This is a genomic window from Chromatiaceae bacterium, from assembly GCA_016714645.1.
Taxonomy (GTDB): Bacteria; Pseudomonadota; Gammaproteobacteria; order Chromatiales; family Chromatiaceae; genus M0108.
In genome coordinates, this window is the sequence record JADKCI010000001.1 from 1,192,032 (window position 1) to 1,207,330 (window position 15,299).

The 15,299-nt window shown below is 67.3% G+C and carries 11 protein-coding genes; 9 read left to right on the forward strand and 2 right to left on the reverse strand.

Annotated features, from left to right (window positions below):
* The first annotated feature begins 3 nt into the window (after window positions 1-3).
* The 9 genes from IPN92_05570 to IPN92_05610 all read left to right on the forward strand — a co-directional run bounded on the left by IPN92_05570 (window position 4) and on the right by IPN92_05610 (window position 13,443).
* Window positions 4-1,440: a UDP-N-acetylmuramoyl-L-alanyl-D-glutamate--2,6-diaminopimelate ligase gene (locus IPN92_05570; GenBank protein ID MBK8637766.1), complete on the forward strand. Its 1,437-nt coding sequence runs from the start codon at window positions 4-6 to the stop codon at window positions 1,438-1,440.
* Window positions 1,441-1,531: 91 nt separating this feature from the next.
* Entirely contained in the window at window positions 1,532-2,710 is a 1,179-nt protein-coding gene (locus tag IPN92_05575) for a dicarboxylate/amino acid:cation symporter (protein MBK8637767.1), read from the forward strand.
* Window positions 2,711-2,788: 78 nt separating this feature from the next.
* Window positions 2,789-4,567 (forward strand): hypothetical protein, encoded by a 1,779-nt coding sequence (locus IPN92_05580; GenBank protein ID MBK8637768.1) that lies wholly within the window; start codon window positions 2,789-2,791, stop codon window positions 4,565-4,567.
* 150 nt (window positions 4,568-4,717) lie between these two features.
* Entirely contained in the window at window positions 4,718-5,503 is a 786-nt protein-coding gene (locus IPN92_05585) for a DUF2272 domain-containing protein (GenBank protein MBK8637769.1), read from the forward strand.
* Window positions 5,504-5,735: 232 nt separating this feature from the next.
* Window positions 5,736-7,871: a DEAD/DEAH box helicase gene (locus tag IPN92_05590; protein MBK8637770.1), complete on the forward strand. Its 2,136-nt coding sequence runs from the start codon at window positions 5,736-5,738 to the stop codon at window positions 7,869-7,871.
* A 187-nt stretch (window positions 7,872-8,058) separates the two neighbouring features.
* Entirely contained in the window at window positions 8,059-8,400 is a 342-nt protein-coding gene (locus IPN92_05595; GenBank protein ID MBK8637771.1) for a sulfur globule protein CV3, read from the forward strand.
* 266 nt (window positions 8,401-8,666) lie between these two features.
* Entirely contained in the window at window positions 8,667-11,453 is a 2,787-nt protein-coding gene (ppc, locus tag IPN92_05600; GenBank protein MBK8637772.1) for a phosphoenolpyruvate carboxylase, read from the forward strand.
* Between the two features lie 125 nt (window positions 11,454-11,578).
* Window positions 11,579-12,775: a glucose-1-phosphate adenylyltransferase gene (glgC, locus tag IPN92_05605; GenBank protein MBK8637773.1), complete on the forward strand. Its 1,197-nt coding sequence runs from the start codon at window positions 11,579-11,581 to the stop codon at window positions 12,773-12,775.
* A gap of 5 nt (window positions 12,776-12,780) precedes the next feature.
* Complete coding sequence (locus IPN92_05610) at window positions 12,781-13,443, forward strand: endonuclease (GenBank protein MBK8637774.1); 663 nt, start codon at window positions 12,781-12,783, stop codon at window positions 13,441-13,443.
* 20 nt (window positions 13,444-13,463) lie between these two features.
* Here the strand turns inward: IPN92_05610 and arfB are convergent, their stop codons facing one another.
* Complete coding sequence (gene arfB, locus IPN92_05615; GenBank protein ID MBK8637775.1) at window positions 13,464-13,883, reverse strand: aminoacyl-tRNA hydrolase; 420 nt, start codon at window positions 13,881-13,883, stop codon at window positions 13,464-13,466.
* A gap of 141 nt (window positions 13,884-14,024) precedes the next feature.
* Complete coding sequence (locus tag IPN92_05620) at window positions 14,025-15,278, reverse strand: hypothetical protein (GenBank protein MBK8637776.1); 1,254 nt, start codon at window positions 15,276-15,278, stop codon at window positions 14,025-14,027.
* Window positions 15,279-15,299 lie beyond the last annotated feature (21 nt).

Sequence of the window (15,299 nt, forward strand, 5' to 3'; positions counted from 1 at the left end):
ACCATGCCCTCCGACCCCCTGTCCCATCTGATCGAGACGCTCGATTTCGCCTGGCGGCGTGAGTCGGCCTACCCCGCGACCCTGACCAATATCCAGTGGCGCGCGGACGCCTGCGACCCGGGCTCCATCCTCTTCTTCCAGCGCTTCGCGGATGGCAAGAGCGATGGGGAGATCTATGAGCGCTATTTGGCGGCCAGCCCCTGCGCGGTCCTGGTGACCAACCAGAGGCTCGACTGCTTCGATGCCATGCCGGCCAAGGGGATCTACGTCACCCGGCCTGGGGACTGGGCCGAAACGGTGCGGCGCTTCTGCGACCTGGTTTACCCGCTGAAGCCGGGCGCCCCCTGCTTCCTGGGCGTCACCGGGACCAACGGCAAGACCACCACCGTCAAGTATCTGGAGTCCATGCTCGCGGCCCAGGGGCAGCGGGTCCTGACCATCGGCACCCTGGGCGTCTCCCGCAACGGCCAATCCCTCGCGGAGACCGGCTTTACCTCCCCGCCCCTGATCGAGTTGCGCCGCCTGCTGCACGCCGAACGGGGAGGGTGCGATGTGGTGGCCATGGAGATCAGCAGCCATGCCCTGGACCAGGGGCGGGTCCAGGGCATCCCCTTGCGGAACGCCGGCTGGACCAACTTCTCCCAGGACCATCTGGATTATCACCGCGACGAGGCGTCCTACTTCGCCGCCAAGGCCCGCATCCTCGACCTGATCCGGGAGGGGGGGCGCCTCTTCTGCTCCAGCCCCGCGGTGGCCGAGCGCCTGCGGGGGCTGGGGGAGTCGCGGGTCCCGATCGAGGTCCTGGCCCCCGCCGCCCTGGGTCCGGAGGCCATCGCTGCTAAGCCCTTCCTGGCCCTGGAGCACAATCGGGCCAACTACGCCCTGGCCGTGGCCCTGGCGGAGGGCGTCCTGGGCCCGGGGGAGCGCCCCTACTGGCGGAGCCTGAATCCGGTGCCTGGACGCTTCGAGTGCCAGGTGATCGGCAACCGGACCCTGGTCATCGACTTTGCCCACACCCCGGACGCCTTGGAGACCATCCTCGCCGCCATCCGCGCCGCCTTTCCCGGGGCCAGGGTCGCGACCCTGTTCGGTTGCGGCGGGGATCGCGATCACGGCAAGCGCCCCCTCATGGGTGCCGCGGTGGCGCGCCACTCCGATCACATCATCGTGACCTCGGACAACCCCCGCACCGAGGACCCCGAGCGGATCATCGCGGACATCCTGACCGGCATAGCGGGCCCGGCCCCGGAGGTGGTGGTGGAGCGCCCGCAAGCCATCGCCCGCCTTTTTGACCTGCTGGCCAGCCGCCCGGCGGCCGAGCTCTGGGTGGCCCTGATCGCCGGCAAGGGCCACGAGCGCTATATCGATCGCGGTGGCCACAAGACCTATTACAGCGACCAGGACGAGGTGGACCGCAACCGGGAGCGCCTCGGCGGATAGGCGGGGCTTCTGCCTCACCTCGGCCTCGCCACCAGGAGCCCCTACCGCCCCGGTCGCTTGGCGGCCCTACCAAAACATCTCAGGACCCGCCATGCCCCTGCGCTATCTCTATTCCATCCCCGGCGGGCTCCTTTTGGGCATCGCCCTGGCCCTCGTCTTTCCGGCCGGGGGTGCCTATGTCGCCTGGCTTGGGCAGATCTTCATCTCCGTCCTCAAGCTCCTGATCCTGCCCCTGATCCTGGTCTCCATCTACGCCTCCCTGGCCAGCGGGGATAATCTCCGGCGCATTGGCGGCCGTACCTTGCTTTACTACCTCGCCACCTCCGCCGTGGCTGCCATTATCGGGATCCTGCTCGGTCTCGTCTTTGCCCGTGAGGTCCCCGCTGGCCTGCTGAACCTGGCGCCGGCCGCCCCGGCCACGGCCAGCTTCAGCCTGGATCGGCTGATCGATAACTTCGTCCCCAGCAACCTCTTCGCCTCCCTGGCCGCGGGCAACGTCCTGCACATCGTCTTTGTCGCCGTGATGGCCGCCGCCGCCTCCCGCCGCCTCGCCAAGCACCAGAGGGCCACCCTGGTTGGTGGTGCCCAGGCCCTGGACGCCCTGCTGATGCAGACCCTGAACGGGGTTCTGGCCCTGGCGCCCCTCGGCATTTTCGGGCTGGTTTACGCCAGCCTCGCCACCATGGACTGGGCCGGGGCCTTCCAGCTCCGGGCCTTCGTCTGGGCCGTGGTCCTGGCCGCCGTCCTGCACGGCGCCCTGGTCATGCCGACCCTTTACCGCGTCCGCACCGGTTGCTCCCCCTGGTCGCTGGTGGCGGCCTGCCGGGAGCCCCTGCTCACCGCCCTGTCCACCGCCTCCAGCAACGCCACCTACCCGGTCTCCAAGCGTGCCCTGGAGGCCTTCGGGGTCAGCGAGCGGGTCACCAGCCTGACCCTGCCCCTGGGGGCCACGCTGAACATGCACGGTTCCGCCCTCTACCAATCCATCCTGCTAATTTTTATGTCGCAATTGGCGGGCGTCGATTTGAGTCCCTGGCAGACGGTCTTCATCGTCCTGCTGACCATGGCCTCCTCCGCCGGTACCGCCGGTATCCCTGGGGGCGGCATCGCCATGATGGCCTTCATGCTCGATCTGCTCGGCCTGCCCCCGACCTATCTGGCCCTGTACCTGGTGGTGGACCGCTTCTTCGACTATCCCATTACCGCCATCAACGTCTGGGGCGATCTGGTGGTGGCGGCCATCGTGGATAAGGAACTCAAGGATGGCTAATGCGCTCCTTGAAATCCGAAAAACGCAGGGGTGTTCGGTTACACTTCCGCCACCTCGGGTTTGGTTCGAAAGGTTGCTATGAATGCGCGTGGCGTCTCCCTTGCCCTGATGGCCGCCGGCCTGCTGGCGGTGTGTCTCAGCTCTCCGGCTACCGCCATGGCCGCGTCCTCCTGCCGGCAGGGGGACGACGCCTGGGTCTGGACCGCCCCCCTCTACCCCCAGCCCGGGGAGCCCCTGACGGTTCTGGCGGTCGCCACCGGCGGCGACCTTGATCAGGTCCAGGTCACGGACCCGGGTGGGCGTCGGACGGGTCTGCGGACTTCCCGGGGCGGTGGACCCCCCTGGCATCTCCAGGGGACGCTCGACGAACCCCAGCCTGGGGCTTACCGGATCGAGGCGACGCGGGGTGGCCGGGTGCTGGCCTGCGCCGAGGTAGAGGTCGGAGCCGGGGCCGGGGACCGGGGCAGCGGCCAGTGGGACCTGGCGGCCCAAGCCCTTTATGCTGCCTGGATCGAGCGCCTCTTCGATGCGCCGCCCAACGAATCCCTGAGTTTTCCGTCGCTGGCCCCGGTACTGGCCGACCCAGGGCGCAACTTTCTCTATGGCTATCTGGGTAAAGACGAGGACAAGCGCCTGCCGGCCGAGCCGGATTGCGCGGATCTGTCCTACTTCCTGCGCGCCTACTTCGCCTGGAAGCTGGGCCTGCCCATCGCCTATCGCTCCTGCAGCCGTGGCGGTCGCGACAGCCCCCCCCGCTGCGAGGCCCCGACCATCGACCCGGCCTTCGCCGGCTCACCGGTACCGGCTGGGGTCTTTCGTGACGTCAGCCGGCGACTCATGGACCGGGTCCATTCCGGCAGCGGGCGCACGGCCCTGGGGGATGAGGCCACGGACTTCTATCCGGTGCCCCTGGATCGCGCGGCGCTCTGGCCGGGTACCCTCTACGCGGACCCCTACGGCCACACCCTGATCCTGGTGAAGTGGATCCCCCAGACCGCCGGAAACAGTGGGCTCCTGCTCGCGGTGGACGCCCAGCCGGACAACTCGGTCAGCCGCAAGCGCTTCTGGGAAGGAACCTTCCTCTTTGCGGACACGCCTAGCGCTGGCCCCGGCTTCAAGGCCCACCGTCCGCTGGTCGCCCGCGGCCCCGGGTCGCGCCTCCTGCCCAACGGCGATCTGGATGGTCGCGATGGCACTCCGCCCTACTCGGCGGAGCAGGCCAGCTTGTCGCCGGAGGACTTCTACGCCCGCATGGAGCACCTCATCAACCCCCGGGGGCTGGATCCCGAGGCCGCCTACGACGCCACCCTGGCGGCCCTGATGGAACAGATCGAGACCCGGGTCACCTCGGTGGACAATGGCGAGACTTATATGCGCGCCCACCCCGGGGCACCGGTCCCCATGCCCAGTGGCCCGGCCATCTTCGAGACCACGGGGCCCTGGGAGGACTACGCGACACCCTCGCGGGACATGCGCCTGCTGATCGCCCTCAAGGTCCTCGAAGGGCTGCCCGAGCGTATCCGGCGCTATCCGGAGCTCTATGTCCTGCGCGGCGAGCGTCCGGCAGGGGCCGCGGCGCGCATCGAGCGGCTCCATGCGCGGCGCATCCAGGAGCGCTTCGTGACCTACAGCCGCAGCGATGGCAGCCCCTTTCGCCTGAGCCTGGCGGACATTTACGCCCGCCGCGCCGGGCTTGAGGTGGGGTACAACCCCAACGACTGCGTGGAGCGGCGCTGGGGGGCATCCTCCGGGACCCCGGACTATGCCACCTGCCGCCGCCAGGCACCCAAGGAACAAGGGGCGCGCATGGAGGAATACCGTCCCTGGTTCCGCGAGGCCCGCCGGCCGCCGCGATGACCGCCGCTCCGGGACTCGTCCGGGTCATTTTTGGTCAGGCCTTAGCCCGGTTGGCCGCGTACCCACGCTCTCGGTCGGCCTGAAGGCAAACCATCTCTTTAGCCCCCGCCCAGGAGGCATGCCTTGCCCATCCGCATTCCCGCCGTGTCCATGCCGGGACCTGTTCCCGCGTCCCTGGCGGCAACAGCCAGGCTCCCCCTCTGCCTCCTGCTCTGTCTTGCCCTCCTGGGCTGTGCGACGACCCCACCTCCGGATGAAGGTCCTAAAACCTGGGCGGGACGGCCCATAGGGCCCCCGCCGGCGCCAAACCCAGGCCTTAAGCAGGCCCTTATCTCCCGCGCGAACCAGGAGTGGGACTTCTTCGGGCGCCAAACCGTGGTCTTCAAGGGTGGCGAGGAGAGCATCCCTCATGTCGGAGCCTGGGAGGACGACGATGGTCCCTACAGCGGCCGGGTCAACGCCTACTGGCGCGCGGCGGGAAAACCCAGGTTGGACGGCCGGGATTGCCAGGAGCCCTGGTCCGCCGCCTTCCTGAGCTGGGTCATGGCGGGGGTGGCTGTCCCGGAGAGTCAGTTTCCCTCGGCGACGGCCCACTGGGTCTATGTCGCGCGTCTCATCGATCTGTCCGACTACCCGGGGCGCTTCTTCGTCCCCCGGCGGGTCGCGGACTACAGCCCAAACCCCGGGGACCTCGTCTGCGCCACCCGCGGCCTGACTCACCTGGCCACCTTTGATGGCTACACCAGTCCCGAGGCCCTCAAGGGTACCAACCTCCATTGCGATCTGGTGGTCGGGAAGCAGGGCCAGGACCTGGAGGTCATCGGCGGCAACGTCCGCAACTCCGTGTCCAAGAGCACCCTGGAACTCGACGGCCAGGGCCGCCTGCGGGCCACGCCCCGCCGTCACTGGTTCCTCATCCTGCAAAACCGTTTGTAAAGCTGCGGATCGCCTCTCCCTGCCTAACCCCGGCCAGTTCGCGAGGGTGGGCGGGTGGTGGCGCTAATTTAGCCGTGTCTCCCACGCCAGATCGTGCTATTTTGCTCGGTCGAATTCGGACTGTGTCCTGCGCCGGCTTGCCCTAGGCGGGACCGGCGGCTATCCGCGTCACTGTCTCTCCTTTCTTTTCCCAGGTCCCCGAGGTTTATCACCCATGGAATCCGCATCCACCATGGAACCCCTAACCGAGTGCGAGGGTTTCGATCAACTCGGGCTGGCCCCGGCCGTCCTGGCTACCGTCCAGTCGCTCGGCTACGAGACGCCGACCCCCATCCAGTGCCAGTGCATCCCGCATCTGCTTCAGGGGCGCGACCTCCTGGGCCAGGCCCAGACGGGCACGGGCAAGACGGCGGCCTTCGCCCTGCCACTCATCAGTCGGGTCGAACTGGACGCCGGGCCCAAGCCGCAGGTGCTGGTGCTGACGCCGACCCGGGAGCTGGCCCTGCAGGTGGCGGAGGCCTTCCAGACCTACGCCCGTAACCTGCGCGGCTTTCATGTCCTGCCGCTTTATGGCGGCTCGAGTTTTGGCCTCCAGGCGCGCGCCCTGGAGCGCGGCGTGCATGTCATCGTCGGCACTCCGGGGCGGGTCATGGACCATCTGCGGCGGGGCACCCTGGACCTGGCGGGTCTGCGCACCCTGGTCCTGGACGAGGCCGACGAGATGCTGGACATGGGCTTCGCGGAGGACATCGACTGGATCTTCGAACAGACGCCCGCAGCGCGGCAGGTGGCCCTCTTCTCCGCCACCATGCCCACCGCCATCCGCCGGGTCGCCCATGCCCATCTGCATGATGCGGTGGAGGTGCGGTTGCTGGCGGCCACCGAGACGGTGGACACCATCGATCAGTATCACTGCCTGGTGACCCGCTTCCATAAACTGGACGTGCTGACGCGGGTGCTGGAGGTAGAGACCTTCGACGCCATGCTGATCTTCGTGCGTACCAAGATCCAGACCCTGGAGGTGGCGGAAAAACTATCCGCCCACGGCTTCTCCGCCGAGCCCCTCAATGGCGATATGACCCAGTCGGAGCGGGAGCGCACGGTGGAGCGCCTCAAACGCGGCCGCCTGGATATCCTGGTGGCCACCGACGTGGCGGCGCGTGGCCTGGACCTGGAGCGCCTGAGCCTGGTGGTCAACTACGATATCCCCACCGACCCCGGCGCCTATGTCCATCGTATCGGCCGCACCGGGCGCGCCGGGCGCGCGGGCCGGGCCCTGCTCTTCGTCGAGCCCCGGGAGCGCCACTTGCTGAAGGCGATCGAGCGCACCATCCGCCGGACCATCCCCGAGTTGGCCACGCCGACCTCGGAGGATCTCAGCGCTCACCGTATCGAACGCTTCACCTCCATGGTGACTCAGACCCTGGCGGAGGCCGATCTGGACTTTTTCTACCGCGTCGTGGCCCGCATGGCCCGCGAGGGGGAGATAGAGGCCATGGATATCGCCGCCGCCCTGACCTACCTGGCCCAGCGCGAGCGGCCGCTAAGATTAGAGTCCGAACTGGAGCCGGCGCCCAAACCCAAGTTCAAGCGGCGCGAGGACAAACCGGAACGGTTCGAGCGCGGGGAGGGGGCTGCCGAGCGAGGTGGCCGTTCCGAACGCGCGCCGCGCTGGGAACCCACCGAGCGTCCGGAGCGGGCGCCCAGTCAGCCCGTAAGACCCGAGCGCGCGGAACGGCCCGATCGCCCTGACCGCCAGGCCCCGCCACCGCCGCGGGATGTCGGGGAGCAGCCGCCTCTGGATCGGCCGGAGCGGCCCGCGCGTCCGCAGCGGGCTGAACGCCTCGAGCAGGGCGAGCGGCCGCCGCGACCGGACCGTCCCGAGCGTCCCCCTCGCCCCGAGTCGCACCCGGAGCGCCCGGCGGCGGGCTTCGGTGACAGGCCGGATCCGCGGCGGGAATTCGGAGCGGGCGAGGAGCGGGGAGCGGGTCGGCGCGAGCGTGACAACGCCGGCCTGGTGAGTTACCGCATCGAGGTAGGTCATCGCGACGGGGTAGCCCCGCGCGAAATCGTCGGCGCCATCGCCAACGAGGCGGGCCTGGAGGGTCGCTTCATCGGCCGCATCGCCATTGAGGAGGACCATAGCCTGGTCGATCTGCCTGAGGGCATGCCCCGGGAGATCTTCCAGCATCTGCGTGGTGTCTTCGTGCGCGGCAAGCGGCTGAATATCAGCCTGGCCGGGGCCGGGGCGCCCCGGGACCCGGTCAAGCGGCCCTTCAGGCCTCGCGAGGTGGGTCCCGAGGGCCATGACCCGGGCGCGGATCGCCGCCCGGGTCCACCCAAGGGCCTCAAGCCCCGCCGGCCCTAGCCATACCAAACACCCATAAGGTTTAGGTATTCCGGCCCGGGTGGCCAGATATATCAGCAAACCTAAATGTACTGATATTGATTGATGTCAAAATGCTCGGGATGGGGTACTAGTATTCTTTTTAGCGACGGCTCCCGGCAAGGTTACCGGGGGCCGCGCTTTACTCCAATCTTGAGGAGACTCAACCATGTTGATCAACAGACGTTTGCTGCTTGCCGCCGCCATCGCCGGATCCTCGGTCGTGGCTTCCTTCTCCGCCAATGCCTTCTTCGGTCCCTTTAACTCCATGCGTAACTGGGGTGGCGGTGGGCCTTGGGGCTGGGACGAGCCCTGGTATGGGGGTGGTTATCCCTATGGCGGTTATCCCTATTATGGTGGCTGGAATAATCCCTATTACGGTGGTTGGGGCAACCCCTACTATGGCGGCTGGGGCAATCCCTATGGCGGTGGCTGGGGCTATCCTGGCTACGGCTATCCCGGCTGGGGAGCCGTTCCCCCCGCCGCTCCGGCCGCCAAGGCCGCCAACTAGCCTTTGAAGAAGCCCCGCGCCGCTCAGGCGCGGGGTGCGTCCCCCGTCAGCCACGCTTAGCCAGGCGCGGAGAGGGTCGGGTGGGGGCTGGCGGGGGTGTCGACAGCAGGGATGCTGTCGCCAAGCCTACAGAGACGTATTCACGGCGTCCCCCGCCAGACACCACCCGACCCTGACCCGGGATACCGAAAACGCGGGTGTTTTGGGTATAACATATCCTTACCCTCTATCTCTCCCCGCCGGTCCCGGCGGTCCGGAATCCCAGCATGGATCACCAAGCCTCCGACGACGAGCTGCGGCGCGATATTGATTTGTTTACCGCCCTCCTGGGCGAGGTCCTCCGCGAGCACAGCCCCAAGCGGGTATTAGTAATGGTGGAGCGCCTGCGGGAGGGCTTCGCCCGGCTGCGTGAACGCCCCGATCCGGCGCGGCTCGACGAACTCATGCGCAAGATCGAAGGCCTGGACCCCCAAACCCTGGCCGAGATCATCCGCTCCTTCACCATCTACTTCGGTCTGGTCAGTACCGCCGAGGAGGTGCATGGCTACCGGCACCGCATGGACCAGGTTAGCGAGGGCGGCCCCCTCTGGCTGGGCTCCTTCGATCATACGGTGCGCGAGTTCAAGGCCGCGGGGGTCAGCCCCGAGCGTTTTCAGAGCCTCCTCGCCCAACTGGTCTATCTGCCGGTCTTCACGGCCCATCCCACCGAGGCCAAGCGCCGCACCATCCTGGAGACCTTTCGCCGCATCTTCCTGCTGGCCCAGGATTTGCGCACCCGCCGCCTCAACGAGGACGAGGCGGAGGAAAAGCTCGGCGCCATCCTCGCCCAGATCCAGATCCTCTGGAAGACCGACGAGGTGCGGGAGCATAAGCCCCAGGTGACGGACGAGGTGCGCCAGGGGCTCTACTTTTTCCGCGAATCCCTCTTTCAGGCCGTGCCCCGGGTCTATGCCAACCTGGAGCGGGTGATACGGCGGATTTATGGCGCCGAGGCCGGCATCCAGGTGCCCAGCTTCATCCGCTTCGGTTCCTGGATTGGCGGCGATCGCGACGGCAATCCCTTCGTCAAGCCCGAGACCACCGCCCTGACCGTGCGGATGCACCATGAGTTGGTGCTCCAGGAATATAGCGAACGGGTGCGCGACCTGGGGCGCATGCTCAGTCACTGCGACACCCTCTGTCAGCCATCGCCCGCCTTTCTCGCTGGCCTGGACGCCGACGAGGGCTACTGGGTCGAGACCATGGGCGAGAATCTGCGCCGCTTCATCCACGAGCCCTATCGACGCAAGCTAGCCATCATCCGCCATCGCCTGCTGACGAATCTGGCGCGGGTGCGGGCCCGCATCGCCGCCGCGCCCGAGGACTTGCCCCTGGGATATGCCGATGCAGCGGATTTCCGCCAGGACCTCTACCTGATCCGCGACTCCCTCATCAGCCATGGCGATGCCAGCGCCGCGGCCGGGCCTTTACAGGACCTGATTCGCCTCGCCGAAAGCTTCGGCTTCCATTTGATGCACCTCGACCTCCGCCAGGAATCCTTGCGCCACACGGCGGCGGTCGCGGAACTCTTCGCCCGCCAGCCCGGCGCCCCCTATTACCAGGCCTTGACCGAGGATCAGCGGCGGGTGGCCCTGGCGGAGGCCATCGCCCATCCACACCCCTTCCACATTGACAAGCCCACCCTCACCGCCGAGACCCGGGAGACCCTGGAGGTCTTCGAGGTCATGGCGCGGCTGCGGGCGGAGATCAGCCCCGAGGCCTTCGGCGAGTACGTCATCTCCATGACCCACAGCGCCAGCCATGTGCTGGAGGTCATGCTGTTGGCCCGCCTGGCGGGCCTGGCGGGGCGGGACAATCGCGGCTGGTTTCGTGACATTCGCGTCAGCCCCCTCTTCGAGACCATCGAGGATCTGGGTCACATCGACCAGGTCATGACCACCCTCTTCGATGATCCGACCTACGCCGCTCTGCTCCAGGCCTCCGGCAACCAGCAGGATGTCATGCTGGGCTATTCCGATTCCTGCAAGGATGGCGGCATCCTGGCCTCCACCTGGCATCTTTACGAGGCCCAGCGCAAGCTCATCGCCCTGGCCAAGGATCGTGGCGTCGCCTGCCGTCTTTTTCATGGTCGCGGCGGCACCGTCGGGCGCGGTGGCGGCCCCACCTACGAGGCCATCCTCGCCCAGCCGCCGGACACGGTCCACGGTCAGATCAAGTTCACCGAGCAGGGTGAGGTCCTGTCCTACCGCTATGCCAACCCGGAGACGGCCCGCTACGAGCTGACCATGGGCATCAGCGGCCTCATCCTTTCCAGCCGCTGCCTGATCGAGGAGCCGAAACCGGATCGCAACGACTATATCGGCATCCTGGACGAGCTGGCCCGGTTGGGCGAGGAGGCCTATCGCGATCTGATCAAGTCCCCGGGCACCCTGGACTACTTTTATGAAGTCACGCCCATGGACGCCATCGCCTTGCTCAACATTGGCTCCCGTCCCTCGCACCGCAAGCAGGCCGACCGCTCCCTGACCTCCATTCGCGCCATACCCTGGGTCTTCGGCTGGGCCCAGTCGCGCCACACCCTGCCGGCCTGGTATAGCCTGGGCACCGCCCTGGAGCGCTGGCGCGGCGATGGGCTGGAGCGCCTGGCCAAGCTCCAGAAGATGTACCAGGACTGGCCCTTCTTCCGGGCCCTCTTGAGCAATACCCAGATGGCCCTCTTCAAGGCCGAGCCGCACATCGCCGAGCAATACCTGCGGCTGGCCCAGGACCGCCCCCAGGCCGAGTTGATCTACCGCCGTATCCGCGAGGAATACAACCGCACCGTCTTCCAGATCCTCAATATCTCCGGACAACACCAATTGATGGAGGAGACCCCGGAACTCCAGCTCTCCCTCGCGCGCCGCAACATCTACCTGGACCCGCTGAATCATATCCAGGTGGTCCTTCTGGAACGTTACCGGCGGGGCCCCACGCCCGAGGAGCGCGAGCAGTGGCTGGGGCCCCTGCTGAGGTCCATCAATGCCATCGCCGCCGGGGTGCGGAATACGGGCTAAGCGTCCCGGGGCTGGCGCGGTCGGGGGGCGCGGCGATTTCCGCGCCCCTGGCCGCGGGATAGGTTAGACTGCGCGCCGTCCACATCGGTCCCAGTTCCCCTGTCTAGCCCACTCAAAGGAGAGCCATGCCCGCCCAGACATTGACGATCGTGAAGGCGACTGGCCAGGACGAATGCCTGGCGCCTCTTACCCTGCATCGAGCCAAGGCCGCCGTCCCCTTCGGCGGCAAATTTCGCATCATCGATTTTACCCTCGCCAATTGCCTGCACTCCGGGCTGCGCCAGATCCTGGTGCTGACGCAATGGAAGTCCCATTCCCTCCAGAAGCACCTGCGCGACGGCTGGTCGATCTTTCACCCGGAACTCGGGGAGTACATCACCCCCATCCCCCCCCAGATGCGCGAGGGCTCCGATTGGTACGGTGGCCTCTTCAGCGCCATGCGCCAAAATCGCTATCTGATCGAACGTAACGCGGAACGCTTCGTGCTTGCCCTGGACGGCGATCTGGTCTATCGCATGGACTACGCCGAGTTGATCCGCCACCACCGGGAGCGCGGCGCGGTCATCACCGCCGCCTGCCGCGGCGCGGACAGTGGGCCCAAACCCGCCCTGGCCTTTGATCTGGCCGGCGAGGACCGGGTGTGCGGTCTCTTGACGGCGGAGGCCCCCGTCCCGGGCACCAGTTGTGCCCCCATGGGGGTCTATCTCTTCAACAAGGATTTCCTGCTCGAATTGCTGGATTCGGTGGAGGCCGTTGTCGCCGCCGACCGGGTCTCCGTGGCCGAGGCCGTCGCTAAGCTGGCGGGGGACACCGAGGTCTGTGTTTATCGCTTTGGCGGCGAACGCGGCCGGGTCTCCCCTGATCGCTACTGGAATAACCTGAGCAACATCGACGATTACTACCTGGCCAATATGGCCCTGCTGGAGCACGATCCCCCCCTCAATCTCTACCAAAGCGATTGGAAGATCTTCACCGCTCAGGGTCAGAATCCCCCGGCGCGCACCATACCCGGCCTGTCCGGCACCGAGGGGATCTTCGTCAACTCCATGCTGGCGGCTGGTACCGTGATCAGTGGCGGGGGTGTCAATCACTCCATCCTCTTTCCGGGGGTGCGGGTGATGGATGGGGCCATCGTCGAGGACGCCATCCTCTTCAATTGCGTCACGGTCGGGGAGCGCGCGCACCTGCGCCGCTGCATCATCGATAAGGAGGTGGAGGTGCCGCCGGATACCGCTATCGGCATCAATCCCGCGGCGGATAGGGCGCGTTTTCATATCTCCGCAGGCGGTCTGGTGGTTATCCCCAAGGGCTACAAATTCTGAGGGGGATGGCGTCGAACCTGGACGGAGACCGCCTGCTCGCGGTCTTCGAGGCCATGCTCGCCGCCCATGGCCCCCAGGACTGGTGGCCGGCGGAGACGCCCTTCGAGGTCATGGTGGGGGCCGTCCTCACCCAGAACACCTCTTGGACAAACGTCGAGCGCGGCCTGAACAATCTCGCCGCCCTGGGGGCCTTGACGGCCCCCGCCATCCTCGCCCTGCCCGAACCGGAACTGGCCGCCCGCCTGCGGCCCGTAGGCTATTTCAACGTCAAGGCCCGGCGCTTGCGAGCCTTCTGCGCCGCCTATCTCGCCCACGGGGGACTGGCAGGGCTGTCCCGGCTCGCCACGGCCGAGCTACGGCAGCGGCTGCTGGCCATCAAGGGCGTCGGCCCCGAGACCGCCGACGACATCCTCCTCTACGCCTTCGACCGGCCCGTCTTTGTCGTCGATGCCTACAGCCGGCGTCTCCTCTCGCGCCTGGGCGAACTCGATGGCAACGAGGGCTACGAGACCATCCGCCAGGGCATGGAGACCGCATTGGGACCGGACGTCGCCCTCTTCAACGAATACCACGCCCTCATCGTCCGCCACGGCAAGGAGGTCTGCCGTACCCGGCCCCGGTGCGGGGTTTGTTGCCTGGCGGCCTTATGCCCGGGCCGCCAGGGTTAGGACGCCGGGCCAGGCATCCCTCATCCCTCGCCCAGAGGGCCAGAGCGTCGTTGCTTGGTTTGGGCCCGCTGATGCTTGGCCTCCATCCGCCTTTCCCGGGCCCCGCGGCTGGGACGCGTGGGGCGGCGCGGCTTGGGCTCCTCGGTGGCCTGGATCAGCAGTTGAGCCAGGCGTTGGCGGGCATCGTCTCGGTTGCGCTCGCGGGTGCGATAGCGGTGGGCTTCGATGGTGATGAAGCCGTCGCTCCCCAGGCGCCGGCCCGCCAGGCGGGCCAGGCGTTCCCGCATCGGCTCGGGCAGGGCCAGGCAGCGGGCGGCGTCGAAACGCAATTGCACCGCCGTGGCCAGCTTGTTGACGTTCTGCCCCCCCGGTCCGGGCGAGCGGATGAAGCGCTCCTCCAGGTCCGTCGCGGGGATCAGGATCTGGTGATTGACGCGCAGGCCGTCGGATCTGGCTGGGCTGGGGCTCCAGGTGGCGGGTTCGTTGGGACTGCTCACGGGCTGGGTTCTCCGGGTGATAAGGGTGGCGGCGGGCCAGGCTCGTGCCCAGCGGTGCCAAGGGCCAGGCGGGGTCGGAAGGCGTCAGCTCCCGCGGGTCAGCCTGGCGGCAAGCCAGGTGATGCCCAGGGCCAGGGCCATCAGCAGGAAGGCACTGCCCACCTGGCTGATGAGTGCGGGGGCCAGCAGGAGGAGGGCGCCCAGGCCCAGCATCATGATGCCAGACAATAGCTTGAGCAGGCGTCCCTCGCGCTCGCCGAGCCTGCGGGCCCCCAGCTTGCGGGCAAAGAGGATGACAATCAGTCCCAGGGGCATGACATAGATGAGGTTGTAGGCGGCGAGATAGGCGAGGCGGCCCGCTGGCGTCAAGTCGGCCAGGGTGAGCAAGCGGGTATAGACCAGGGGGAAGCCCGCCGTACACAGCAATTCGTAGAAATTCGCGGCCACCGCCAGCAGGACCGTCGCGGCCAACATGGCTGGCAGGCTATCGGCGCTCAGGATGGTGCGGGCGCGCCGAAAGATGTCCGACTTTTTTGACTCGGGGATGGACAGGGATGGCCCTTGGTGGAACAGAAAGAAGTCCTTGACGTTGAGGAGGCCCACCAGCACGGCGAGGGCCCCCGCGGCCAGGGTCACCCCATCAAGGTGGCCGAGCAACTGGAAGAGGCTGAGCCAGGCCGCCATGAAGGCGAAATACATCAGCCCCGAAACGGTCACGAAGATGCCGCCGATGGCCAGCATGCGGGTGCGGTTCCCTTGATGAACCATGAGGGATAACAGAAACAGTAGGACGAAGAAGGCGCAGGGGTTGAAGGCGTCCAGCCCGGCCAGCACCAGCGTGAGCATCGGCAGGGACAGGTGGGTAGGGTCGATGGCGCCGATGAGCGGCAGTCCGATCGGGGGCGCGGCGGCTTGGGCCCCGGCCACCCGGTTGGGCCCGGCCGTGGCGGCTCTGGCCCGGCAGGCATCCAGACGCTGACGAATCATGTCACCCGTGGTGTCATCGCTATCCCAGCCTACCTGCATCTCGCCACAAAAGAGCAGAGCGGGCACCGAGGCCGCCTGTTCGCCCAAGTCCGCCGCCATGGCCTCGTAAAGACGGGCGTTTTCCGGCTGGTGGGTGAGTTCCCGCGCATGCAGCTTCACCCAGGGCCGGGCCTGGGGAATGGCCTCAATCGCGGGGTGGGCCTCGATGCAATGGGGGCAGGTCAGGGCCCAGTAGAAATAGAGGTGGACCCCGGGTTGGCCATCGGGTCCGGTCGTGACCCAGGGCTCGTCGGCCTGGCCCAGGGCTGGCGGCAGGAGGCAGAACAGGAGGACAAACAGCACCGGCCGCATGGTCCCCTCCAGGGAAAGGAA